21 protein-coding genes are annotated in these 22823 nt (G+C 69.3%); 8 read left to right on the forward strand and 13 right to left on the reverse strand.

From position 1 onward, the window contains the following. Positions 1 to 93 precede the first annotated feature (93 nt). From JJ685_RS07190 to JJ685_RS07210, 5 genes are all read left to right on the forward strand, one after another. Positions 94 to 867: an ABC transporter ATP-binding protein gene (locus JJ685_RS07190; RefSeq protein ID WP_201673498.1), complete on the forward strand. Its 774-nt coding sequence runs from the start codon at positions 94 to 96 to the stop codon at positions 865 to 867. Next, complete coding sequence (locus tag JJ685_RS07195; protein ID WP_201673499.1) at positions 867 to 1574, forward strand: ABC transporter ATP-binding protein; 708 nt, start codon at positions 867 to 869, stop codon at positions 1572 to 1574. The genes JJ685_RS07190 and JJ685_RS07195 overlap by 1 nt, the downstream gene beginning before the upstream one ends. A gap of 32 nt (positions 1575 to 1606) precedes the next feature. After that, a complete protein-coding gene (locus JJ685_RS07200) occupies positions 1607 to 2821 on the forward strand; it encodes an ABC transporter substrate-binding protein (protein ID WP_201673500.1) in 1215 nt (404 codons plus the stop codon). Positions 2822 to 2880: 59 nt separating this feature from the next. Beyond that, positions 2881 to 3768 (forward strand): branched-chain amino acid ABC transporter permease, encoded by an 888-nt coding sequence (locus JJ685_RS07205; RefSeq protein ID WP_201673501.1) that lies wholly within the window; start codon positions 2881 to 2883, stop codon positions 3766 to 3768. A gap of 210 nt (positions 3769 to 3978) precedes the next feature. After that, positions 3979 to 4923, forward strand: a complete 945-nt coding sequence (locus tag JJ685_RS07210; protein ID WP_201673720.1) for a branched-chain amino acid ABC transporter permease — start codon at positions 3979 to 3981, stop codon at positions 4921 to 4923. Between the two features lie 138 nt (positions 4924 to 5061). Here the strand turns inward: JJ685_RS07210 and JJ685_RS07215 are convergent, their stop codons facing one another. After that, positions 5062 to 6510 carry an MBL fold metallo-hydrolase gene (locus JJ685_RS07215; protein WP_201673502.1) on the reverse strand — a complete coding sequence of 483 codons (1449 nt, stop codon included), beginning with the start codon at positions 6508 to 6510 and terminating at the stop codon, positions 5062 to 5064. Between the two features lie 123 nt (positions 6511 to 6633). On the opposite strand from JJ685_RS07215, the gene JJ685_RS07220 reads away from it, so the two are divergent. Continuing rightward, the gene (locus JJ685_RS07220) at positions 6634 to 7407 is read left to right on the forward strand and encodes an SDR family oxidoreductase (protein WP_201673503.1); all 774 of its coding nucleotides are present in this window, start codon (positions 6634 to 6636) and stop codon (positions 7405 to 7407) included. A 159-nt stretch (positions 7408 to 7566) separates the two neighbouring features. Here JJ685_RS07220 and JJ685_RS07225 read toward each other — a convergent pair whose 3' ends face one another. The 7 genes from JJ685_RS07225 to JJ685_RS07255 all read right to left on the reverse strand — a co-directional run bounded on the left by JJ685_RS07225 (position 7567) and on the right by JJ685_RS07255 (position 13706). Then, complete coding sequence (locus JJ685_RS07225; protein WP_201673504.1) at positions 7567 to 8463, reverse strand: carbohydrate kinase family protein; 897 nt, start codon at positions 8461 to 8463, stop codon at positions 7567 to 7569. A 22-nt stretch (positions 8464 to 8485) separates the two neighbouring features. After that, on the reverse strand, positions 8486 to 9571 hold the full coding sequence (locus tag JJ685_RS07230) for a DUF3426 domain-containing protein (protein WP_201673505.1): 1086 nt from the start codon (positions 9569 to 9571) through the stop codon (positions 8486 to 8488). A gap of 25 nt (positions 9572 to 9596) precedes the next feature. Next, positions 9597 to 10478 carry a 50S ribosomal protein L11 methyltransferase gene (gene prmA, locus JJ685_RS07235; protein ID WP_201673721.1) on the reverse strand — a complete coding sequence of 294 codons (882 nt, stop codon included), beginning with the start codon at positions 10476 to 10478 and terminating at the stop codon, positions 9597 to 9599. 92 nt (positions 10479 to 10570) lie between these two features. Next, a complete protein-coding gene (accC, locus tag JJ685_RS07240; protein WP_201673506.1) occupies positions 10571 to 11920 on the reverse strand; it encodes an acetyl-CoA carboxylase biotin carboxylase subunit in 1350 nt (449 codons plus the stop codon). A 3-nt stretch (positions 11921 to 11923) separates the two neighbouring features. Continuing rightward, positions 11924 to 12397: an acetyl-CoA carboxylase biotin carboxyl carrier protein gene (accB, locus tag JJ685_RS07245; protein WP_201673507.1), complete on the reverse strand. Its 474-nt coding sequence runs from the start codon at positions 12395 to 12397 to the stop codon at positions 11924 to 11926. A 144-nt stretch (positions 12398 to 12541) separates the two neighbouring features. Next, positions 12542 to 13117, reverse strand: a complete 576-nt coding sequence (locus tag JJ685_RS07250; protein WP_201673508.1) for a TlpA family protein disulfide reductase — start codon at positions 13115 to 13117, stop codon at positions 12542 to 12544. Continuing rightward, positions 13110 to 13706 (reverse strand): hypothetical protein, encoded by a 597-nt coding sequence (locus JJ685_RS07255; protein WP_236598698.1) that lies wholly within the window; start codon positions 13704 to 13706, stop codon positions 13110 to 13112. Before JJ685_RS07255 ends, JJ685_RS07250 begins: the two co-directional genes overlap by 8 nt. Positions 13707 to 14052: 346 nt before the next feature. Here JJ685_RS07255 and JJ685_RS07260 point away from each other — a divergent pair, with 346 nt between their 5' ends. Together JJ685_RS07260 and mpl are read left to right on the forward strand one after the other, a co-directional pair. Then, entirely contained in the window at positions 14053 to 15681 is a 1629-nt protein-coding gene (locus JJ685_RS07260) for a long-chain fatty acid--CoA ligase (protein WP_201673510.1), read from the forward strand. A gap of 188 nt (positions 15682 to 15869) precedes the next feature. Then, positions 15870 to 17255, forward strand: a complete 1386-nt coding sequence (gene mpl / locus JJ685_RS07265) for a UDP-N-acetylmuramate:L-alanyl-gamma-D-glutamyl-meso-diaminopimelate ligase (protein ID WP_201673511.1) — start codon at positions 15870 to 15872, stop codon at positions 17253 to 17255. Between the two features lie 12 nt (positions 17256 to 17267). On the opposite strand, the gene JJ685_RS07270 is transcribed toward mpl, so the two are convergent. From JJ685_RS07270 to JJ685_RS30240, 5 genes are all read right to left on the reverse strand, one after another. Continuing rightward, positions 17268 to 18299, reverse strand: coding sequence for a hypothetical protein (locus tag JJ685_RS07270; RefSeq protein ID WP_201673512.1), 1032 nt, complete (start codon positions 18297 to 18299; stop codon positions 17268 to 17270). 76 nt (positions 18300 to 18375) lie between these two features. Then, on the reverse strand, positions 18376 to 19503 hold the full coding sequence (locus JJ685_RS07275) for a 3-deoxy-7-phosphoheptulonate synthase (protein WP_201673513.1): 1128 nt from the start codon (positions 19501 to 19503) through the stop codon (positions 18376 to 18378). 228 nt (positions 19504 to 19731) lie between these two features. Continuing rightward, positions 19732 to 20310, reverse strand: coding sequence for a hypothetical protein (locus JJ685_RS07280; protein WP_201673514.1), 579 nt, complete (start codon positions 20308 to 20310; stop codon positions 19732 to 19734). A gap of 75 nt (positions 20311 to 20385) precedes the next feature. Further along, positions 20386 to 21846: a metalloprotease TldD gene (tldD, locus tag JJ685_RS07285; RefSeq protein WP_201673515.1), complete on the reverse strand. Its 1461-nt coding sequence runs from the start codon at positions 21844 to 21846 to the stop codon at positions 20386 to 20388. Positions 21847 to 21942: 96 nt separating this feature from the next. Next, positions 21943 to 22818: an NAD(P)-dependent oxidoreductase gene (locus JJ685_RS30240; RefSeq protein WP_330901712.1), complete on the reverse strand. Its 876-nt coding sequence runs from the start codon at positions 22816 to 22818 to the stop codon at positions 21943 to 21945. Between the last annotated feature and the right edge of the window lie 5 nt (positions 22819 to 22823).

Genomic DNA, 22823 nt, shown 5'->3' on the forward strand with positions numbered 1-22823 from the left:
ACCCTCTTTTCGCGTTGCAGCACGATGAGCACCATAGGCCCCTTCGACTGGACGGCCCGGCGCGGCCCGGCCACGACCCCCGAAGGAGCCCGTTTGTCCGCTGAAACCATCCTGGAAACCCAGGGCCTGACCAAGGAGTTCAAGGGCTTCGTCGCCGTGAACAACGTGGACCTGAAGGTCAGGCGCGGCGACATCCACGCGCTGATCGGCCCGAACGGCGCCGGCAAGACGACCTTCTTCAACCTGCTGACCAAGTTCCTCGCCCCCACGCGCGGCAACATTCTCTACCGGGGAACCGACATCACGCACGAGCGCCCCGCGCAGACGGCCCGCCGCGGCATCGTGCGCTCGTTCCAGATCTCCGCCGTGTTCCCGCACCTCACCGCGCTGGAGAACGTGCGCGCCGCCCTGCAGCGCAACCTGGGCACCTCCTTCCACTTCTGGAAGCCCGAGAAGTCGCTGCACCACCTGCACGGCCGCGCGCTCGAACTGCTGGCCGCGGTGGACCTGCAGGAGTTCGCCGACGAGCTGACCGTCAACCTGCCCTATGGCCGCAAGCGCGCGCTCGAACTCGCCACCACGATGGCGCTGGAGCCCGAGCTGATGCTGCTGGACGAACCGACGCAGGGCATGGGCCACGAGGACGTCTCGCGCGTCACCGACCTGATCAAGAAGGTTTCCGTCGGCCGCACCATCCTGATGGTCGAGCACAACATGAACGTCGTCTCGAAGATCGCCGACCGCATCACGGTGCTGCAGCGCGGCGCCGTGATTGCCGACGGGCCGTATGCCGAGGTGTCGCGCAACCCTCAGGTGATCGAGGCCTACATGGGCTCCACCGAAGCCGAGCTGCAGGGGGCGCACTGATGGCATCGAACGAGCTGCTCCGCATCGAGAACCTGCACGCCTGGTACGGCGAGTCGCACGTCCTGCACGGCGTGAACATGAGCGTCGACGAGGGCGAGGTCGTGTCGCTGCTCGGTCGCAACGGCGCCGGCCGCACCACCACCCTGCGCGCCATCCTGGGCCTCACGGGCCGACGCACCGGTTCGATCCGCCTGCGCGGCACCGAGGCGATCCAGTTGGCGCCGCACCGCATCGCCCGCCTCGGCGTGGGCTACTGCCCGGAGGAGCGGGGCATCTTCTCCAGCCTGTCGGCCGAGGAGAACCTGCTGCTGCCGCCGGAGATCGCCCAGGGCGGCATGGGCGTCGCCGAGATCTACGAGATGTTCCCCAACCTGAAGGAGCGCGCGAACAGCCCCGGGACGCGCCTTTCCGGCGGCGAGCAGCAGATGCTGGCCGTGGCCCGCATCCTGCGCACCGGCGCGCGCCTGCTGCTGCTGGACGAGATCTCGGAGGGCCTCGCGCCGGTGATCGTGCAGAAGCTCGCCGAGATGATCCATACGCTGAAGGCCAAGGGCTACACGATCATCCTCGTCGAACAGAACTTCCGGTTCGCCGCGCCGCTGGCGGACCGGTTCTACGTGATGGAGCACGGGCGCATGGTGCGCGAGTTCCGCCAGGAGGAACTCGCGGCCAACGCCTCGATGCTCAACGAATACCTGGGTGTGTGAGCACGCCGGGCGCATTTACCGAAGGAGAAGCCATGAAAGTGAAGAAGACGTTTGCCGCCGCTGCGTTGGGTGCGGCCGCCCTGTTCGGCGCCACGATGCCGGCGCAGGCGCAGATCTCCGGTGACGTGATCCGCATCGGCGTCATCACCGACATGTCCAGCGTGTACGCGGACATCGGCGGCCAGGGCAGCGTGGAAGCCATCCGCATGGCGATCGCCGAACTCGGCGGCGCCATCGGCGGCAAGAAGATCGAGGTGATCTCCGCCGACCACCAGAACAAGCCCGACGTCGCCGCCACCAAGGCGCGCGAATGGTTCGACACCCAAGGCGTCGACATGCTGATCGGCGGCACCAACTCCGGCACCAACCTGGCCATGGCCAAGGTGGCGCAGGAGAAGAAGAAGCCCTTCATCTCGGTGGGCGCCGCGACCTCCGCGCTGACCAACGAGCAGTGCTCTCCCTACACCCTGCACTGGGCCTACGACACCGCCGCCCTGGCCAAGGGCACCGGCGCGGCCGTGGTCAAGCAGGGCGGCAAGACCTGGTACTTCCTGACCGCCGACTACGCCTTCGGCCACCAGCTGCAGGCCGACACCACCAAGGTGGTGGAAGCCAACGGCGGCAAGGTGGTGGGCTCGGTGAAGGCGCCGCTGAACGCCAGCGACTTCTCCTCCTTCCTGCTGCAGGCGCAGGGCAGCAAGGCCCAGATCCTGGGCCTTGCCAACGCCGGCGGCGACACCATCAACTCGATCAAGGCGGCCAACGAGTTCGGCATCACCAAGACGATGAAGCTGGCCGGCCTGCTGGTGTTCATCAACGACATCCACTCGCTGGGCCTGAACACCACCCAGGGCATGTTCCTGACCGACTCCTGGTACTGGAACCAGAGCCAGGAGACGCGCGCCTGGGCCCGCAAGTTCTTCGACAAGATGAAGCGCATGCCCTCCTCCGTGCAGGCCGGCGACTACTCGGCCGCCCTGGAGTACCTGAACGCGGTCAAGGCCGTGAACAGCGACGACGCCGACAAGGTGCTGGGCCAGATGAAGAAGGCGAAGTTCAACAACGTCTTCATGAAGAACGGCTGGGTGCGCGGCGACGGCCGCGTGATCCACGACATGTACCTGATGCAGGTGAAGTCGCCCAAGGAGTCGACCGAGCCCTGGGACTACTACAAGGTGGTCCAGGTGTTCAAGGGCGAGGAGCCCTGGACCACCAAGGCCGAGAGCAAGTGCGCGATGTGGAAGTGACCCGAGCCTGATGTGATGAACCGCCGGCCCCGCAGGGGGCCGGCCTCTGCCCTGCCCCCATGACCGAAATCTTTGGCATCCCGCTGCAGGCCTTCCTGGGCCAGCTGATGCTCGGGCTCGTGAACGGCGCTTTCTACGCCATGCTGAGCCTCGGCCTCGCCGTCATCTTCGGCCTGCTCGACATCGTCAATTTCGCGCACGGCGCCCTGTACATGGTGGGCGCCTTCGCCGCGTGGATCATGCTGGACAAGTGGGGCGTGAACTACTGGGCCGCGCTCGTGCTCGCGCCGCTGATCGTGGGCGCGCTGGGCGTGGTGATCGAACGCTTCTTCCTCAAGCGGCTGTACGGGCTGGACCCGCTCTACGGCCTGCTGCTGACCTTCGGCCTGTCGCTGATCCTGGAAGGCATCTTCCGCGACCAGTACGGCGTGTCGGGCCAGTCCTATCCGGTGCCGGAGCTGCTGGCCGGCTCCACCAACCTCGGCTTCATGGTGCTGCCCAACTACCGCGCCTGGGTGGTCTTCGCCTCCATCACCGTGTGCCTGGGCACCTGGTACCTGATCGAGCGCACGCGGCTGGGCGCCTACCTGCGCGCCGGCACCGAGAACGCGAAGCTGGTGCAGGCCTTCGGCGTCAACGTGCCGATGATGGTCACCCTGACCTACGGCGCCGGCGTGGCGCTGGCCGCACTGGCCGGCGTGCTGGCCGCGCCGGTCATCCAGGTGCGGCCGGTGATGGGCTCCAGCCTCATCATCGTGGTGTTCGCCGTGGTGGTGATCGGGGGCATGGGCTCCATCCTCGGCTCGGTGATCACGGGCCTGCTGCTCGGGGTGGTCGAGGGCTTCACCCGGGTGTTCTATCCCGAGGCCTCCAACGTCGTGGTGTTCGTGATCATGGTGATCGTGCTGATGGTGCGCCCCGCGGGCCTGTTCGGAAAGGAAGCCTGAGGATATGGCTCCCCCCCGAAGCGCCTTCGGCGCCTCCCCCTCGAGGGGGCGCCACCCGCGGCCCGGCAAAGCCGGTTCCGCGGTGGCACTGGATTCGGCCGTGCGCGCGTGTGCCGCAGGCGTGATGGGAGAACTGAATTGAATACGACATCCGCCGCAGTCGCCGAGGAGGTGCCGGTCACGGCCGCCGCTCCGGCCGCCGCCGCGCCCGTGCGCACGAGCCCCGCGGTGCTCGTCACCTACCTGGTGCTGCTGGCCCTGGCCATCGCGGCCCCGCTGGTGGGCCTCTATCCCGTGTTCGTGATGAAGGCGCTGTGCTTCGCCCTGTTCGCCTGCGCCTTCAACCTGCTGCTCGGGTTCACCGGGCTGCTGTCCTTCGGCCATGCGGCCTTCTTCGGTTTCGCCGCCTACGTGACCGGCTGGGTGGTGAAGGTGCAGGCCTGGCCGCCCGTCGTCGGCATCCTGGGCGGCACCGCGGTGGCGGCCCTGCTGGGCCTGCTGTTCGGGCTGGTGGCGATCCGGCGCCAGGGCATCTACTTCGCCATGATCACGCTGGCGCTGGCGCAGATGGTGTTCTTCGTCTGCCTGCAGGCGCCCTTCACCGGCGGCGAGGACGGCCTGCAGGCCGTGCCGCGCGGCACCCTCTTCGGCATCCTGCCGATCGCGAACGACACCGTCATGTACTACGTGGTGCTGGCGGTCTTCGTCGCCTGCTTCCTCGGCATCAAGCGCATCGTCACCTCGCCCTTCGGCCAGGTGCTGAAGATGATCCGCGAGAACGAGCCGCGCGCGATCTCGCTCGGCTACGAGGTGGACCGCTACAAGCTGCTCGCCTTCGTGCTGTCGGCGACGCTGGCGGGCCTGGCCGGGGCGCTGAAGTGCCTGGTCATGGGGCTGGCGTCGCTGACCGACGTGGACTGGACGATGTCGGGCGAGGTGATCCTCATGAGCCTGCTGGGCGGCGTCGGCACCTTCCTGGGGCCGGTGATCGGCGCCGGGCTGGTGATCTCGCTGCAGGACACGCTGGCGGACAAGGTCGGCGCCTGGGTGACGGTGATCATCGGCGCGATCTTTGTCATATGCGTGCTGGCGTTCCGCAAGGGGATCGTCGGGGAGATCCTGGCGTTGCTCGAGCGGCGCAAGACGCGGGTTTGAGGGGCGAAGAAACAAGAGGCCGAACGCAGAGGGCGCAGAGGATACGCAGAGAACGCAGAAAAGAAACTTCAAAAGTCTTTGGTCTTTTCTGCGTCCTTTGCGCATCCTCTGCGCCCTCTGCGTTCGGCTGTCAGGTTTTCAACTCCGCCCGACCCAGGTGCGCAGTTCCGTGTACGGCACGATCCGCCCGTGCAGCGGCAGGATCCGGTCCGGGGTCCATCCCAGCCGCTCGATGTTCTGCACCAGGTTGACGTTGTTCGCGTTCGGCGGCGAAGGCGGGGCCGTGTTGGGCGCGCCCGGCGTGTAGGCGTCCGCTTCCACCAGCAGGCGCTCGCGCGGCAGCCAGGCCATCATGAAGCCCTGCGCGTGCACGCTGCCTTCGATGAAGCGCACTTCCACCGTGCGCGAGGCGTCGCTGAAGGTGCGCGAGCCATTGATGCCCAGCAGCGTGGGACGCCGGCCGGACTGCTGCAGCGCATCCGGGCGGATCGCGTTCGGCGTGGCGAAGGCCTGCTCGTACCAGGGCCGCGCCTGCTCGCTCACCACCAGCGTGGCGCCGGCCGAGGCCGCGGTGCGCAAGCCGCCCGCGTGATCGAAGTGGTGGTGCGAGTTGACCACGTAGCGCAGCGGCTTGCCGGGCACGAGGCGCCGCGCCTCCGCCAGCACCGCCAGCGAGCGCCCGTCGTACAGCGGGCTTTCGATCAGCATGGTGTGGTCCGCGAACTCCACCAGCACGCTGTGGTGCGAACCGCCCGCGAGGTACCAGATGCCCGGCGCGACCTGCTGCGCGTCCACCTTCTCGGCAAAGGACGCCACCAGCGGCGGCACCGGCATGTCGAGCGCGGGGTTGGCCTGTACCTCGGTGACGGTCAGGTCGTACACGGGATGGCCGCCCTGCGTCTGGACGATGCGGGCCGGGAACTTCACGCCGCCCCAGTCGCGCCAGCCCGAATAGACCGTGGTGGTGGGCGTGTCGCCGGTCACCGGGTTCGGCACCACCGACTCGACCCGCTGCACCAGTCCGTCGGCGCCGATGTACGCGGTGGCGCGGTAGCGGCCGGGCTGGGCGAAGGCCACGACGGACAGGCCGCCCTCGGACCGCACGGTCGCGTTGTTGCGCATCGCCGCCTTGATCACGCCGTGCGGCGTGGTCCACAGGTCGTGGATGCGGCCGTCGAGCGCGACCGGTGCCGCCTGCGGCGCCGGTCCGACCATGTTCCAGGCCTGCTCGCCGCGCACCCAGGCCGAGACGCGCTGCTCGCCCGTGCCCATCAGGGGCAAGGCGCCGCCGCCGTTGGGTTCGGCCCGCGTGCGCACGGAGTCCTCGCGCATCGCCGCGTTGTCGTAGTCGATCCAGCGCGCGAAGGTCGGGATGTTGATGCGCGGCCAGGGCTGGCCGGGCACGTAGGCCTGGCCGAAGATGCCGCCGGTGCCGTTGGCGGCGAAGCGCAGCGTCTTCAGCTGGCTGCCGCCCATGGCCACGTCGGCCTGGCGCAGCACCGCCTGCGGGTCGGACACGGATGTCGCGCAGCCCGCGACACCGAGGGCCGCGAGCGCGGCGAGGGAAACCAGGGCACGTCTCTGCATGTCGTCTCCTTGCCAGCGGCGGTCGGTGCGCGCAGTAAAGCGACGCGCTGGGGGTTGTCCTGAAGGTGATTGGAGCCGGCGCGCGCCTGCATTAGGCTGCGCCGACGCGAAAGGAGTTCCCCGATGAAAGACCTGTTTTCCCTGCAAGGGCGCGTGGCCCTCGTGACCGGCGGCTCGCGCGGCATCGGCCGCATGATCGCCACCGGCTTCCTCCACCACGGCGTGAAGGTCTACATCAGCGCGCGCAAGGCAGCGGCCTGCGAGGCCACGGCCGAGGAGCTGTCGGCGATCGGGCCCTGCGTCCCCTTGCCGGCGGACGTGTCCACGGTCGAGGGCGCGCGCGCGCTGGCGGCGCAGGTGATGGAGCGCGAACCCTCGCTGGACATCCTGGTGAACAACGCGGGCGCAGCCTGGGGCGAGGCCTTCGACACCTTCCCCGAGAGCGGCTGGGACAAGGTGGTGGACCTGAACATGAAGGCGCCCTTCTTCCTCACGCAGGCCCTGCACGCGCACCTGCGCAAGGCGGCGACAGCGCAGCGGCCGGCCAAGGTGATCAACATCGCCTCGATCGACGGCATCTCCGTCAACCAGTGGGAAACCTACTCGTACACGGCGAGCAAGGCCGGACTCATCCACCTCACCCGGCGCATGGCCCTGCGGCTCGCGCAGGACGGCATCGTGGTGAACGGGATCGCGCCGGGTCCCTTCGCGTCGGACATGAACAAGCAGGCGCGCGACCACGGCGACGAGGTGGCGCAGCGGGTGCCGGCGGGCCGGATCGGGCAGCCGGAGGACATGGCGGGGGCCGCGATCTTCCTGGCGTCGCGGGCGGGGGATTTCGTCGTCGGGGAGACGATCGTGGTGGACGGCGGGGTGACGTTCGCGCGGGGGTCTTGAAGGGAGAAACCGAACAGCCGAACGCAGAGGGCGCAAAGGATACGCAGAGGACGCAGAAAAGACCTCAGAAGGATTTCCCTTCCTTCCGGATGTTCTTCTGCGTCCTCTGCGCTCTCTCTGCGCCCTCTGCGTTCGGCTGTTCGGTCTTGCCTTTTCCGACTAGCGCTTCAGCCCGTCCAGCGTGTAGTTCTGCGGCCCGCGGCTCGCGATCTTGATCGCGCCCACCTTGTTGCCCAGCTCGGCGCAGCGCGCGAGCGTCCAGCCCTGCTCCAGGCCGTACAGCAGCGCGCCGCGCCAGGCGTCGCCGCAGCCGGTGGGATCGACGATGGCGGCCGGCTGCTCCGGCGGCACCCGCGTCACCTCGCCGTCGACCCACACCTCGCAGCCGTCGCCGCCCAGCGTCACCACCAGGCCGCGCACGCGGCGCGAGATCTCGGCGCTGCTCCAGCCCGTGCGTTCGCTGAGCATCTTGCCCTCGTAGTCGTTCACGGTGACCCAGGTCGCCTGCTCGATGAAGTTCGCCAGTTCCCAGCCGTCGAACATCGGCAGGCCCTGGCCCGGGTCGAACACGAAGGGGATGCCGGCGGCCTGGAACTGCTCGGCGTGCTGCAGCATCGCGTCGCGGCCGTCGGGCGAGATCATGCCCAGCCGGATGTCCTGCCGCGCCGGCACCTTCACCTGGTGCGCCTGCATCATGGCGCCGGGGTGGAAGGCGGTGATCTGGTTGTTGTCCTGGTCCGTCATGATCATCGCCTGCGCCGTGTAGGTGTCGTCCACGCGCAGCACGAACTCGGTGCGGATGCCCAGCTTGTCGAAGCGCTGCAGGTAGTCGCCGCCGTCGCTGCCGACCGCGCCCATGGGCAGCGGCTCGCCGCCCAGCAGCTTCAGCGCGTAGGCGATGTTGCCCGCGCAGCCGCCGAAGTCGCGCCGCAGCGAAGGCACGAGGAAGGAGACGTTGAGGATGTGCAGCTGGTCCGGCAGGATCTGCTCGGCGAAGCGCCCCTCGAAGTTCATGATGTTGTCGAAGGCGAGGGATCCGCAGATGACGGCGGCCATGGTTCTCTTTCGGTGGGGAGGATCAGGGGTAGAAGGCGAGCAGGCGGTAGCCGGCCACGCGCGACGCGTTCGGCATGGTGAGCGACACGCCCACCGCGCCCGTCCACTCGGCGCCCTGGGCGAGTGCCTCGCCCGCCGCGCCGAGCTCGCCGGGCAGCAGGACGCGCCGCGCGATCGCCTGGTCCTGCGCGTCCGTGACGGTCAGCTCCATGGCCGGCAGCGCGACCTGGGTGCGCGCCGTGTTGCGCACGGTGAACGCGAGGCGGTAGATGTCGTTGCGCACGCGCGTGAAGCCGGAGCTCTCGATGACGATGGACTCGATCTGCCGCGGAGGTCCGAGCCGGCACTGCAGCAGCGCGCACATCTGCGCGAGCGCCGGCCGCAGGGCCGGCTGCTGCAGCGCGAGCCGGTCGCGGTCGTGCCAGGCGACCTGCAGCGCGAGCAGCGTGCCCAGCACGAAGGCGGCGAGCAGGAGCCCGCCGCGCACCGCCGGCCGGCGCCAGAAGGCGCGGCGCCGGGCCTGGCGCATGAAGGAGACGTCGTGCAGCTGCTCCTCGGTGTACTCCTCCTCGTCCTCCTCCCCGCGCGGGCGGCGCTCGGACGGCGCCGGCGGGGTCGACGGGTCGAGGTCGTCGACCATCAGGTCCGAGCGTCGGAACACGAAGGGCCCGTCCAGGGGCGAGGGTTCGAGGGCGTGGCTGACGGCGTCCAGGTAGCCGGAGTCGTCCTGCCGCTTCAGCGCAGGCGCGACGGTGCGCTCGGCCGCCGCCGCCAGTGGCTCGGCCGGCGCCGGTTCCGGGGCCGGCAGCGGGGCCGGGTCCATGCTGTCCGGGAAGCCGGTGGAGGGCAGCCAGCTGTCCGCCTCCGCCGGCGGGGGCTCCGGGCGCAGCGCGGGCGGCGTCGCCGCCAGGAAGGACGGTACCTCCGGCGGCCGGGCGGCTTCCGCCGTGCGGACCTGCTCCAGCACCGATTCGTCGACCATGTGGGCGGAGGCGTCGAACACCTCGCTGCAATGGCCGCAGCGCACCCAGCCCTCGGAGATCTTCAACTGGTCCGGCACGACACGGAACATGGTCCCGCAGGCAGGGCAGCTGGTGATCAGGCTCATGAGCCCGCGATTGTAGAGATGGCGGCTAGAGTTTCGCCGTCATCAGGATCCAGCCGTCTTCTTCGTCGCTGACGTCCAGCTGGCAGTAAGGCTCGTAGGCGTCCTTCAGCTCCTGCGCCTGCCGCGCCAGGATGCCCGCGAGGACCAGCGCGCCGCCGGGGGCCACGTGGCTCGCGAGCAGGGGTGCCAGCACCTTCAGCGGCGTGGCCAGGATGTTGGCCAGCACGGAGTCGTAGCGGCCCTTGGCGCGCTCCGGCAGTCCGGCCGTGAGTTGCACGCCGTTGGCCTGCGCGTTCGCTTCGGTGGAACGCACCGCGGCCTCGTCGATGTCCACTGCATCGACCTGCGCCGCTCCGTGCTTGGCCGCACCGATGGCGAGGATGCCGGAGCCGCAGCCGTAATCGAGCACGCGCTGCCCCGCGGGCGCATGGCGCGCGATCCAGCGCAGGCACATGCGGGTGGTGGGATGCGTGCCGGTGCCGAAGGCCAGCCCGGGGTCGAGCCGGATCACCTGCCGCGCCCCCGCGGGCGGCTCGTGCCAGCTGGGCACGATCCAGAAGGTGGGCGTGATCTCCACCGGCTCGAACTGCGATTGCGTCAGGCGCACCCAGTCCTGGTCCGGCACGGCCTGGATGCCGAGGAGCTTGCAGCCCTGGAAGAAGTCCTGCGGCTGCAGCAGCTGCGCCGCCTCCCGCGCCTGCGCCTCCTCGGTGAACAGCGCGACGACCAGCGAGCGCTGCCAGCCCTCCTTGGGCGGCGGCATCCCGGGTTCGCCGAAAAGCGCCTGCTCCGCGGGGGTCTGGGCGTCGGCGTCCTCCACCGAGACGCTCAGCGCATCGAGCGCCTCGAGCGCGTCGCCGACCGCCTCGACGCGCTCTTCCGGGCACAGCAGCCGCAGTTCGAACATCGTCAACTCGCCGCCGGGCCGCCCCAAGGCGAGTTGGGCCCGCTCGGGGGGCAGCGACGACACGAAGTGCGGAGCGTGGGGGCCATGATTCTTCAGCGCTTGTGGTGCGCCAGCCACTCCTCGAGGTAGTGGATGTTGGTGCCGCCGGCCATGAACTTGGCGTCCACCAGCAGGTCGCGGTGCAGCGGGATGTTGGTCTTGATGCCTTCCACCACCATCTCGCCCAGCGCGCTGCGCATGCGGGCGAGCGCCATCTCGCGGGTGTCCGCGTGGACGATGATCTTGCCGATCATGGAGTCGTAGTTGGACGGCACGAAGTAGTTGTTGTAGACGTGCGAGTCCACCCGCACGCCCGGCCCGCCCGGCGGATGCCACAGGGTGATGCGCCCCGGCGAGGGCATGAAGTTGTAGGGATCCTCGGCGTTCACGCGGCACTCGATCGCGTGGCCGCGCAGCACGATGTCGCGCTGGGTGAAGGGCAGCTTCTCGCCGGCGGCCACCATGATCTGCGTCTTGACGATGTCGACGCCGGTGATGAGCTCCGTCACCGGGTGCTCCACCTGCACCCGCGTGTTCATCTCGATGAAGTAGAACTCGCCGTTTTCATACAGGAACTCGAAGGTGCCGGCGCCGCGGTAGCCGATCTTCTTGCAAGCCGCCGCGCAGCGCTCGCCGATCTTCTCGATCAGCTTGCGGGGGATGCCCGGGGCCGGCGCCTCTTCCATCACCTTCTGGTGGCGCCGCTGCATGGAGCAGTCACGCTCGCCGAGGTAGACGGCGTTCTTGTACTTGTCGGCCAGGATCTGGATCTCGACGTGGCGCGGGTCCTGGAGGAACTTCTCCATGTACACCGCGCCGTTGCCGAAGGCGGCCAGCGCCTCGGCCTTGGTCATCTGCACCGCGTTGACCAGCGCCGCCTCGGTGTGCACGACGCGCATGCCGCGGCCGCCGCCGCCGCCGGCGGCCTTGATGATCACGGGGTAGCCCACCGTCTTGGCGATGCGGCGGATCTCGGCCGGGTTGTCCGGCAGCTCGCCCTCGGAACCCGGCACGCAGGGCACGCCGGCCTTGATCATGGCCTGCTTGGCCGAGACCTTGTCGCCCATCATGCGGATCGACTCGGGCGTCGGGCCGATGAACTGGAAGCCGCTCTTCTCGACCCGCTCGGCGAAGTCGGCGTTCTCGGACAGGAAGCCGTAGCCCGGGTGGATCGCCTCGGCGTCCGTCACTTCGGCCGCCGAGATGATGGCCGGCATGTTCAGGTAGCTTTGCGCCGAGGGCGCGGGGCCGATGCACACCGCCTCTTCCGCCAGCTTGACGTACTTGGCTTCGCGGTCGGCCTCGGAATAGACCATCACGGCCTTGATTCCGAGTTCGCGGCACGCGCGCTGGACGCGAAGCGCGATCTCACCGCGGTTCGCAACAAGAATCTTCTTGAACATTGTTTATTCGATGACGAACAGCGGCTGGCCGTATTCGACCGCCTGCCCGTTCTCGCACAGGATCTCGGTGATGGTGCCGGCCTTGTCGGCCTCGATCTCGTTGAGGATCTTCATCGCCTCGATGATGCAGACGGTGTCGCCTTCCTTGATCTGGCTGCCCACTTCGACGAAGGACTTGGCCCCCGGCGCGGAGGCGCGGTAGAAGGTTCCCACCATCGGCGACTTCACGACATGGCCCTTCGGGACTTCGGGGGCCGCGGCGGCCGGCGCCGCAGCGGGGGCCAGTGCGGGAGCCGGGGCGGCGCCGACATTCGCCTGCATCGGCATCTGCATCTGCATCGGCATGTGCCCGGCCTGCACCGTCGCAGGACCGCCCTTCACGATGCGAACCTTGCCCTCCGCTTCCGTGATCTCCAGTTCGGATACGTTCGATTCCGACACCAGGTCGATCAGCGTCTTGAGTTTGCGCAAGTCCATGGGATGCCTCGTTCTTGAGAGGACGCGAATTTACAGCAAAATCCGCCTACTTCTCTCTTTTCGCGTCAACTACATACAACTATGTTGGACGAAGTTCACGCGGGAGACGTCCTCGGGACCGCCGGCGAAGGCGGCTGGGTGCACTCAGGCCGAACCGACCCAGGCCTGCAGGTCGGCTTCGGAGAGCTTGCCCATTTTACGCTGCCGCACGCGCCCATCCGGATCGAACAGCACGGAAAACGGCAGGCCGCCGGCCATGTTCCCCAATTGCTTGGTGAGGTCGGTGCCGCCGAAACCGGCCAGGCCGATCGGGAAGCTGACCGGCGTCTTCTCCAGGAACTTGCGCACCGAGCTCGGCTGGTCGATCGCAAGTCCAAGCACTTGCCAGCCCTTTGCCGAATTTTGGCGGTAGAAGCTGTCGAGCATCGGCATTTCCTCGATGCACGGGGCGCACCACGTGGCCCAGAAGTTCAGGATCAGGGGCTTGCCCTTGAGGGAGGCCATGGCGAGCTTCGTGCCCTGTGGCGTCTCGAACTCCAGCGGCCAGAACTGCTGCACGCCGGACTGGTCGATCGTCGGCGCGCCGCCGCCGGCGGGCTTCTGCTTCGTACGCCACCAGGCGTAGCCCGCGCCGGCCAGGACCGCCGCCGTGCCCACGCCCACGATCAGCCCCCGGCGACCCGACGCCGGCGAACCGGCGGGCTTGACTGCTTCATCCATTTCCAGTTTCCTCCACCAATGCACGAACCGCGGCCAGGTCGCCGCGGGGGGTGCGCCCCTTCGTATCCGGTTTCAGCGCCCCGCGCAGGTCGTCGTGGTCGTACACCAGCAGGTGCACGCCGATCGGCTCCCCCAGCTCGGGGCTCATGCTGCTCAGACTGAGCGCCTCCACCGATTCTCCATGGAAGCCGGTCACCGTGCGAGGCGTGTAGTCGACCCGATGCTCGATGAGGGCGATTTCCGCGGATTTCGGATCGTCGCAGAACAGCTGCAGGTAGATGTCGGACAAGCGGGTGGCGCTGCCGTGCCAGACCGCGCCCCCCAGGTGGGGCCGGAATTCCGCCAGCCGCTCCATCCAGGTCAGGGCCAGGCGGCGCAGGGCCGCGAGTTCGGCCGGCTGGGTGTCGGCGCAGAAGACCGCGATGTATTCGCGCACGGCGTCTTCCAGCGCATCGTTGTCCGGCAGCGCGGTGCGCGCGCTCAGGCCCATCTGCTTCACGGCCCGCCGCTTGGCCGGCCCGTATTCCAGGCCTTCCTCCACCACCAGCCGCGCGGCGGCGGCGGCGATTTCCGACTGCAGGGTGTCCATCCGGGCATTCTGCATTGCCCGGGCCCCACTGGAGCCGTACAGTGCGCCAGGAGCCTGGGCGGCAGAGAAACGGACCTGCGCCGGGGCCTGGGAGCCTGCCAGCCTAGGCGCGGTCGACCGCCGCGTACTTTGCGTACGCAAGGGCGACTGCAACGACGGATGGCAGGCTCCCAGGCCCCGGCCCGGAGGGTTGGGCCTGCAAGGGGCCGGCTGCGTCGTTGCAGGAACGGGTCAAGCCGCCCGGGCTTGACCCGTTCCCGCGCCTAGCATCCAGCCCCTTGCAGGCCCAACGCAGGCCCGTTTCTCTGCCGCCCAGGCTCCCCATCCGGCCGCCGAGGAGACAGGCATGCAGAGCACGATGATGACCACGCCGCTGTCGCTCAACCACCTGCTGGAACGGGCGGGGCAGCTGTTCCACCGCAACGAGATCGTCTCCCGGCTGCCGGACAAGTCCCTGCGGCGCCACAGCTACGGCGAGTTCCACCGCCGCACCCGCGCCCTGGCCGCCGTGCTGCAGCAGCTGGGGCTGCGCAAGGGCGATCGCGTGGCGACGCTCTGCTGGAACCACCATGCGCACCTGGAGTGCTACTTCGGCATTCCGGCGGCGGGCGGCGTGATGCACACGCTCAACCTGCGCCTCGCGCCGGACGAGATCGGCTGGATCGCCAGCGACGCGCAGGACCGCTTCCTGGTCGTCGACGACGTGCTGCTGCCCCTGTACCGGCAGATCGCCGGCCTGCACCAGTTCGAGAAGGTGATCGTCTTTCCCTTCTCGGGCGCCGAGGTGCCGGCCGGCTTCGAGGACTACGAGCGGCTGCTGGCCGGCGCCGACCCCGGGCGCTTCCGCTACGCGGAGCACGAGGAGGACGATCCGGTGGCCATGTGCTACACGTCCGGCACGACCGGCCGGCCGAAGGGCGTAGCCTACTCCCACCGCTCCACCATCCTGCACACGCTGGTGGCCAGCCTGGGCGACTTCTGGGGCCTGCGGGGCACCGACGTCGTCCTGCCGGTCACCCCCATGTTCCACGCCAATAGCTGGGGGATGCCCTATGGCGCGGTGATGATGGGCGTGAAGCTGGTGTTCCCCGGCCCGCACCTGCACCCCGAGGACCTGCTGGACCTGATGCAGTTGGAGCCGCCGACGCTGTCGCTGGGCGTGCCGACCATCTGGCTGTCGCTGATCCAGACCTTCGACGCCGCGCAGCAGCCCGAATCGCCGAATCACGGCCGCTGGAAGCTGCCGCGCGGCATGCGCTCCCTGGTGGGCGGCGCCGCGGTGCCGGAGGCCCTGATCCGGGCCTTCGACCGGCACGGCATCTGGATCGAGCAGGGCTGGGGCATGACCGAGACCTCGCCGGTGTGCACGATCTCCTATCCGCGCGCGGAGCTGCAGGGCGCGGACGAGGACGAGAAGTGCCGGCGCGCCGCCATGGCCGGCGTGCCGGTGCCGCTGGTGGACCTGCGCGTGGTCGGCGACGGGGGCGAGCAGCCGTGGGACGGCAGGAGCGTCGGCGAGATCCAGGTGCGCGGCCCCTTCATCACGGGCAGCTACCACCAGGTCCCGCGCGACGCGGGCAAGTTCACGCCGGACGGCTGGCTGCGCACCGGCGACGTGGCGAGCGTGGACGATCTCGGTTTCGTGCGCATCACCGACCGCACCAAGGACCTGATCAAGTCCGGCGGCGAGTGGATCAGTTCGGTGGACCTGGAAAACGCCCTGATGGGGCACCCCGCGGTGGCCGAGGCCGCCGTGATCGCCATCCCGCACGAAAAATGGGGCGAGCGCCCGCTGGCCTGCGTGGTGCTGAAGAAAGGCGCCGCCACGCAGCCCGGCGAACTGGACGCCCACCTGCTGCAACGCAGCTTCGCCAAGTGGCAGCTGCCAGCACGCTACGAGTTCATCGAGGCGGTGCCGCGCACGTCGACGGGCAAGTTCTACAAGCTGAAACTGCGGCAGATGTTCCCGAAGTAGGCCGCCGAAAGCGGACAGCCGAACGCAGAGGGCGCAAAGGATCCGCAGAGGGCGCAAAGAATGCCTTTCAATTGATTTCGGCATTTTTTGCGCCCTCTGCGAAATCTTTGCGCCCTCTGCGTTCGGATGTTCGGTGTTCCCCTCCCCCGTTACGGCCGACTTACACCCCGCCGCGATAATCGCGGCCCATGCACATTCATATCCTCGGCATCTGCGGCACCTTCATGGGCGGGCTCGCCGCCCTGGCGCGCGAGGCCGGACACAAGGTGACCGGCTGCGACGCCGGCGTCTATCCGCCCATGAGCGACCAGCTCCGCGCCTTGGGCATCGACTTGATCGAAGGCTTCGGCACCGAGCAGCTGGCACTGAACCCCGACGTCTGGGTGGTGGGCAACGTGGTCTCGCGCGCCCGCACCGCCGACGGCACGCCCCGCTACCCGCTGATGGAAGCCATCCTGGACCAGGGGCTGCGCTACACCAGCGGCCCGCAGTGGCTCGCCGAGAACGTGCTGCAAGGCCGGCACGTGCTGGCCGTGGCCGGCACCCACGGCAAGACGACGACCACGTCGATGCTGGCCTGGATCCTGGAACACGCGGGCCTGCAGCCCGGCTTCCTGGTGGGCGGCGTGCCCCTGAACTTCGGCGTGTCCGCCCGCCTGGGCAACATGGCGCGGCCCAACACCGCCTTCGTGATCGAGGCCGACGAATACGACACCGCCTTCTTCGACAAGCGCAGCAAGTTCGTCCACTACCGCCCCCGCACGGCGATCCTGAACAACCTGGAATACGACCACGCCGACATCTTCGACGACCTGGCGGCGATCGAACGGCAGTTCCACCATCTCGTGCGCACCATCCCCTCCACCGGCCGCATCGTCGTCAACGGGCTGGAGGAAAGCCTGCAGCGCGTGCTGCACCAGGGCTGCTGGAGCGAGGTGCGCAGCTTCGGCGCCGCGGTGAGCGACTTCCGCGCCGAGGGCGAGCCGACCCGCTTCGACGTGCTGGAACAGGGCCACCGCGCGGCGCAGGTGCACTGGGAGGTGTCCGGCGTGCACAACCAGCTCAATGCGCTGGCCGCCATCGCCGCGGCGCAGCACGTCGGGGTGACGCCGGCCGTCGCGGCGGAGGCGCTGCGCGAGTTCCGCAACGTGAAGCGGCGCATGGAGGTGCGCGGCGTCGCCAACGGCGTGACGGTCTACGACGACTTCGCGCACCACCCCACGGCGATCCGCACCACCATCGACGGCCTGCGCCGGCAGGTCGGCGCGCAGCGCATACTGGCGGTGTTCGAGCCGCGCAGCAACACGATGAAGCTGGGCATGATGAAGGCGCAGCTGCCCTGGAGCCTGGAGCAGGCCGACCTGTCCTTCTGCCACGCCGGCGGCCTGGGCTGGGATCCGAAGGAGGTGCTGCAGTCCATGGGCGACAAGGCGCGCGTCGCTGCGACCGTGCCCGAACTGGTCGACCAGGTGGTGGCCACCGCACGCCCGGGCGACCACATCCTCTGCATGAGCAACGGCGGCTTCGGCGGCATCCACGCGACGCTGCTGGATGCCCTGGGCCGGGCCGGCTAGGAGCCGGGACTCCTAGTCCCGCATCAGCGGCAGCGGTGCGGTGAGGTCCAGCGCCCGCCGCGGCGCCAGGTCCGAGGGGCGCGGCACCGTGTCCCCCACGGACTCGAAGAGGCTCTGGCGGGACGGCGGCCCGGAGTCGCGCACCGCCGCCGCCAGCTGCGTGGCCGCGCTCGCGCGGCGCGGGTTCGATGTGATGGAGCCGACCACGTACAGGGCCGACAGGCAGCGCGCCAGCGGCGCGTCGGCGAGGCCGGTGGCGTGCTGCAGCGCCTCGAAGTCCATGCCCGGCTGCGCGACCAGCTCGCGCATCAGCAGCAGGTGGGCGTCCTTCAGCTGCCGCTGCGCCAGCCGCGGCGGCCGGCGGAAGAACAGCGGCCTGGTCCGGTAGTGCGGCGGCAGCAGGTCGCGCTGGGTGCGCTGGGCGTACTGCCACATCAGCTGCGACACGCTGGCGCGCGGCCAGCCCGGGGGGATCACCACGCCGCCGTGCGCGCGCACGCACCAGGTCGCGTCGTCGAAATCGGCCGGCCCCGCCTGCGGGTCCACCGCGGCGCCCAGCTTGAGGTCCACCACCGCCACGAGATCGCCTTCGTGCAGGACCTCCCAGGAGCCGGCGCCCAGGGTCGGCTGCTTTTCGGCGATGCTGGAGCCCAGGCAGAAATGCGCCAGCGCGAGCTGCATCCAGCTGGCGAACTGGTGCAGGACCTTCACGGCGGCGGTCCGGTTCTCGAGCTCGAAGCTCACGGCCGGCTTGAAATCGGGGGCCGCCAGCGGCAGCGAGAAGGCCACCGGCCGGTCCACGTCGGCCAGGGCGATCTGGACCGAGCGGCCGGACGGCACGGCGGGCTGCACCCGCAGGTGCTTGTTGGGCATCAGCAAGGTGCGGCGGCCCTCCAGCCACCAGGCGTCCGCGTCCGCGAACGGGCCGGTTTCCCAGGCGGCGCGCGGCGAGGAGGCGGCCTTCGCCGCCTCTTCCACCAACTTCTGCTGCGCCTCGCCAAAGCCGGCCAATCCCAGGCGCAGTACCGGCACCTCGATCGTCATTTGTCCCCTCCCCCGCCCCCCTGCGGGCCGAGTGGAAACAAATATACCGGACTAGTTACTGAATGTGAACAAGTCCTCAGGCCCGATTCCGGCGATCTTTCACGGCCTGCGCCAGGACTTCGAGCACCTCCTGCGATTCGTCCCAGCTGATGCAGGCATCGGTAATGCTTTTGCCGTAATCCAGTCCGGTGGGATCGTCCTTGCCGGGCGTGAATTTCTGGGCCCCCCCGCACAGGTGGCTCTCGACCATCAGGCCGAAGACATTCCGCGAGCCGCCCGCGATCTGGCCGGCGATGTCCCTGGCCACGACGACCTGGCGTTCGTGCTGCTTGCTGCTGTTCGCGTGGCTGCAATCCACCATCAGCACCGGCGGCAGCTTCGCGGCCTCCAGTTCGCGGCAGGCGGTGGCGACGCTGTCGGCGTCGTAGTTGGGCGCCTTGCCCCCGCGCAGGATCACGTGGCAGTCGCGGTTGCCGTTGGTCTGGACGATCGCGACCTGGCCGTTCTTGTGCACCGACAGGAAGTGGTGCCCGCGCGCCGCGGCCTGGATCGCGTCGGTGGCGATCTTGATGTTGCCGTCGGTGCCGTTCTTGAAGCCGATGGGCGCCGACAGGCCCGAGGCGAGTTCGCGGTGCACCTGGCTCTCGGTAGTGCGCGCGCCGATGGCGCCCCAGGAGATCAGGTCGCCGATGTACTGCGGCGAGATCACGTCCAGGAACTCGCTGCCGGCGGGCAGGCCGAGCCGGTTGATCTCGATGAGAAGCTGGCGCGCGATGCGCAGGCCCTCGTCGATCCGGAAGCTCTCGTCGAGGTACGGGTCGTTGATCAGGCCCTTCCAGCCCACGGTCGTGCGCGGCTTCTCGAAGTACACCCGCATCACGATCTCCAGCGAATCGCGGTACTTGTCGCGCGCCTCCTTCAGCCGGCGCGCGTAGTCCAGCGCCGCGCCCGGATCGTGGATCGAGCACGGCCCGATCACCACCAGCAGGCGGTCGTCCTGCCCCGCCATGATGTTGTGGATGCTGCGCCGCGTCGCGCTGATCAGGCTCTCCACCGCGGTGCCCCGGATCGGGAAGAAGCGGATCAGGTGTTCGGGCGGGGGCAGCACGGTGATGTCCTTGATGCGTTGGTCGTCGGTCTGGCTGGTTCGGTCGACGGGGTGCGCATGCCAGGCATCGGCGGCGGCTGCTTTGGGCGGGTTCATGACACGGTTCTCGCTGGTGGTTGGTTTTGGGGGCCCAAGAAAAAACCGCCGGGGTTGCCGGCGGTTTTTCGAGGATTCCTTGCGTTTGTTGCGGGTACGCTCAGATCTCTCTTCCGCCGGGGGCGCAGGAGAACCAAAAGTAGCCAAAAAAGAAGGCGCGAACGGAACGCATGGAGTCAATTTAACACAGGCTGGTGGGCTGTCCAGCACGATCGTCGGCGCGTTGCATCACCGCCGCAGCTTCTGCCACCACTGGAGCACCCGGGCGACCTGGTTTTCCCGCAGGCGGTCGAAGTCCGAACGGGGCTCGGGGACGTCCGGGCGCAGCAGCAGCTGCTCGTACATGTCCACCAGCAGCATGCCCTCGCCCATGGTCCGCCAGGCGACCAGTTCGAAGTCCGCCGGGGTCACCGGCAGGTCGTCATCCCAGGGCGCGACCTTGAGCAGCCACTGGCCGATCAGGACGCGGAAGTTGTTCAGCGCCTGCAGGTAGGCCGCGTATTCGTAGAGGCCGCGCCAGGAGGGCCCGAGCTCCACCACGAAGGCGCGGTGCTGGCGCAGCACCGTGAGCATGTCCATCAGCACGGGGCTGGCCCGGTTGCGGTGGCGGCTCTTGCGCAGGTCCGAGACCACGATCTCGGCCTGCCGCGCCAGCGCCGCCATGCTCTCGGAAAACAGCTGGCTGTCCTCGTCGGCGATGGCCGTGCGCAGGAAATCGCTCAACCCGTCGAACGTATTGATGCTCGGCAGGTTGGTGAGCGGATCGATCGGGAGCCGCAGCGTGGTGGACGGGGGCGGGTTCGGCATGGCGCTTAACCCCCAAGTATCACACCGCGGCCGAGCTGCACCGCGCCAAAATGGCCCAGAATGGGCCAGGGGTAATCAGGCCGTGCCGCCGACCGTCAGTCCGTCGATGCGCAACGTGGGCTGGCCGACGCCCACCGGCACGCTCTGGCCTTCCTTGCCGCAGGTGCCCACTCCGGTGTCCAGCTTCATGTCGTTGCCGATCATGGAGACGCGGGTGAGCGCGTCCGGCCCGTTGCCGACGATCGTCGCGCCCTTGACGGGGTAGAGGATGCGGCCGTTCTCGACCCAGTAAGCCTCGCTGGCCGAGAACACGAACTTGCCGGAAGTGATGTCCACCTGGCCGCCGCCGAAGTTGGTGGCGTACAGGCCCTTGTCGATGCTGGCGACGATCTCCTCGGCGGACTTGTCGCCGCCCAGCATGTAGGTGTTGGTCATGCGCGGCATCGGGATGTGGGCGTAGCTTTCGCGACGGCCGTTGCCGGTGGGCTGCACGCCCATCAGGCGGGCATTGAGCGAGTCCTGGATGTAGCCGCGCAGGATGCCGTCCTCGATCAGCACGTTGCGCTGGCTCGGGTTGCCTTCGTCGTCCACGTTGAGCGAGCCGCGGCGGTCGGCGATGGTGCCGTCGTCGAGCACCGTCACGCCCGGGGCGGCGACGCGCTGGCCCAGCCGGCCCGAGAAGGCGCTGGAGCCCTTGCGGTTGAAGTCGCCCTCCAGGCCGTGGCCCACCGCCTCGTGCAGCAGGATGCCGGGCCAGCCGGGGCCGAGCACCACCGTCATGTGGCCGGCCGGGGCCGGCCGCGACTCCAGGTTGGTCAGCGCGGCCTTCACCGCATCGTTCACGTAGCTCTGCAGGCGCTCGTCGTCGAAGTACGCCAGCCCGAAGCGGCCGCCGCCGCCGCCGGTGCCCATCTCGCGCCGTCCGTTCTGTTCCGCGATCACGGTGACCGACAGCCGCACCAGCGGCCGCACGTCGGCGGCCAGGGTGCCGTCCGCGCGGGCGATCAGCACCACGTCATATTCGCTCGCCAGGCCCGCCATCACCTGCGCCACGCGCGGGTCCCTGGCGCGCGCCATCTGCTCGACCCGCTCCAGCAGCTTGACCTTCGCCGTGCTGTCCAGCGTGGCGATCGGATCCAGCCCCTGGTAGAGCGAGCGGCTGCCCGCCACCTGCTGGGGCGGCACGTGCACGCGCCCGCCGTCCCCCGCCGCCCCGATCGTCCGCACGGCCCGCGCCGCATCGAGCAGCGAGGTTTCCGAGATGTCGTCGGAGTACGCGAAGGCGGTCTTCTCGCCGCTGACGGCCCGCACGCCCACGCCCTGGTCGATGCTGAAGCTGCCCGTCTTGACGATGCCCTCCTCCAGGCTCCAGCCCTCGCTGCGCGTGTACTGGAAGTAGAGGTCGGCGTCGTCGACGCGGTGCGCGCGGATCTCCGCCAGGGCGCGCGAGAGGTGCGTTTCGTCGAGGCCGAAGGGTTCGAGCAGCAGCGCCCGGGCCGTGGCCAGGCGCTCGATGGTGGGTTCGCGGGAGATCATCGGACCATTGTAGGTGCCGCCCCCGGCTTGCGACGGTCGCGCCCGCTACGGCGCTTGCCTAGGGGCCGGGGCGGCAGCTGGGGCGTGGGGGCGCGCTCATGTGTCCCCGCGGAACAGGCGCAGCAGCGCCGCGTCGTCGAGACCGGCATCCCCGGCCGCCACCGAGCGGTTGAAGACCTCGTGCGCCACGGGCCCGAGGCACCCCGGGAAGCCCGCCTCGCGGGCGGCCTGCAGCGCCAGCCCGATGTCCTTCTGCAGCAGGGTGACGTGAGCCCGCGGCGCGTAGTCTCCGGCGATGGCGCGGTGCATGCGGTCCGAGCCGATCCAGCTCTGCCCGCTGGACTGCTCGATCACCGCCAGCGTGCGCGCCGCGTCCAGGCCCAGCCGTTCGGCCAGGGCGAGGGCCTCGGCCGCGCCGGCCAGGTTGATGCCGGCCAGCAGGTTGTTGACCAGCTTGGTGCGGGCGCCGTCGCCGACCCGCGTGCCGATGCGGAAAAGCCGGCCGGACAAGGTTTCCAGCAACTCGCGGTTGGCCTGGAACACCGGCTCGGCGCAGGCCACCATCAGGCTCATGCTCCCGTCGCGCGCCCGGGCCGGCCCGCCCGACATCGGCGCGTCGATCGGCGCCAAGCCTCGTTCTTCAAGCGCGCTGGCCAGCCCTTGCGTGTCTTCCGGCGCGATCGTGGGGCACAGCAGCACGGCGCGACCGGCCCCCAGTGCCGCGGCCGCGCCCTGCGGGCCGAACAGCACCTCCCGCGACTGCGCGGCATCCACCACGCACACGACCAGGGCCTGGGCCCCGTCGGCGGCCTCGGCCGGGCTGGCGGCGGCCCGCGCGCCCTGCCGCACCAGCGCCTGCACCTTGTCCGCCACCAGGTCGCAGGCCTGCACCCGCCAGCCGCATTCGAGCAGTCGCGCGGCCATGCCGCCGCCCATGTTGCCCACGCCGACGATGCCGACCGTGCGCGCCACGGCAG

The organism is Ramlibacter monticola (assembly GCF_016722785.1).
Taxonomy (GTDB): Bacteria; Pseudomonadota; Gammaproteobacteria; order Burkholderiales; family Burkholderiaceae_C; genus Ramlibacter; species Ramlibacter monticola.

Bases quoted from the DNA above. Each gene is read 5' to 3' on its own strand.
- tldD (WP_201673515.1), bottom strand. From the start codon at position 21,846: ATGATCTCCCGCGAACCCACCATCGAGCGCCTGGCCACGGCCCGGGCG.
- JJ685_RS07270 (WP_201673512.1), bottom strand. From the start codon at position 18,299: ATGACGATCGAGGTGCCGGTACTGCGCCTGGGATTGGCCGGCTTTGGC.
- mpl (WP_201673511.1), top strand. From the start codon at position 15,870: ATGCACATTCATATCCTCGGCATCTGCGGCACCTTCATGGGCGGGCTC.
- JJ685_RS07260 (WP_201673510.1), top strand. From the start codon at position 14,053: ATGCAGAGCACGATGATGACCACGCCGCTGTCGCTCAACCACCTGCTG.
- accB (WP_201673507.1), bottom strand. From the start codon at position 12,397: ATGGACTTGCGCAAACTCAAGACGCTGATCGACCTGGTGTCGGAATCG.
- JJ685_RS07200 (WP_201673500.1), top strand. From the start codon at position 1,607: ATGAAAGTGAAGAAGACGTTTGCCGCCGCTGCGTTGGGTGCGGCCGCC.
- JJ685_RS07195 (WP_201673499.1), top strand. From the start codon at position 867: ATGGCATCGAACGAGCTGCTCCGCATCGAGAACCTGCACGCCTGGTAC.
- JJ685_RS07275 (WP_201673513.1), bottom strand. From the start codon at position 19,503: ATGAACCCGCCCAAAGCAGCCGCCGCCGATGCCTGGCATGCGCACCCC.
- JJ685_RS07215 (WP_201673502.1), bottom strand. From the start codon at position 6,510: ATGCAGAGACGTGCCCTGGTTTCCCTCGCCGCGCTCGCGGCCCTCGGT.
- JJ685_RS07225 (WP_201673504.1), bottom strand. From the start codon at position 8,463: ATGGCCGCCGTCATCTGCGGATCCCTCGCCTTCGACAACATCATGAAC.
- JJ685_RS07205 (WP_201673501.1), top strand. From the start codon at position 2,881: ATGACCGAAATCTTTGGCATCCCGCTGCAGGCCTTCCTGGGCCAGCTG.
- JJ685_RS07280 (WP_201673514.1), bottom strand. From the start codon at position 20,310: ATGCCGAACCCGCCCCCGTCCACCACGCTGCGGCTCCCGATCGATCCG.
- JJ685_RS07220 (WP_201673503.1), top strand. From the start codon at position 6,634: ATGAAAGACCTGTTTTCCCTGCAAGGGCGCGTGGCCCTCGTGACCGGC.
- prmA (WP_201673721.1), bottom strand. From the start codon at position 10,478: ATGTTCGAACTGCGGCTGCTGTGCCCGGAAGAGCGCGTCGAGGCGGTC.
- accC (WP_201673506.1), bottom strand. From the start codon at position 11,920: ATGTTCAAGAAGATTCTTGTTGCGAACCGCGGTGAGATCGCGCTTCGC.
- JJ685_RS07255 (WP_236598698.1), bottom strand. From the start codon at position 13,706: ATGGACACCCTGCAGTCGGAAATCGCCGCCGCCGCCGCGCGGCTGGTG.
- JJ685_RS07250 (WP_201673508.1), bottom strand. From the start codon at position 13,117: ATGGATGAAGCAGTCAAGCCCGCCGGTTCGCCGGCGTCGGGTCGCCGG.
- JJ685_RS07230 (WP_201673505.1), bottom strand. From the start codon at position 9,571: ATGAGCCTGATCACCAGCTGCCCTGCCTGCGGGACCATGTTCCGTGTC.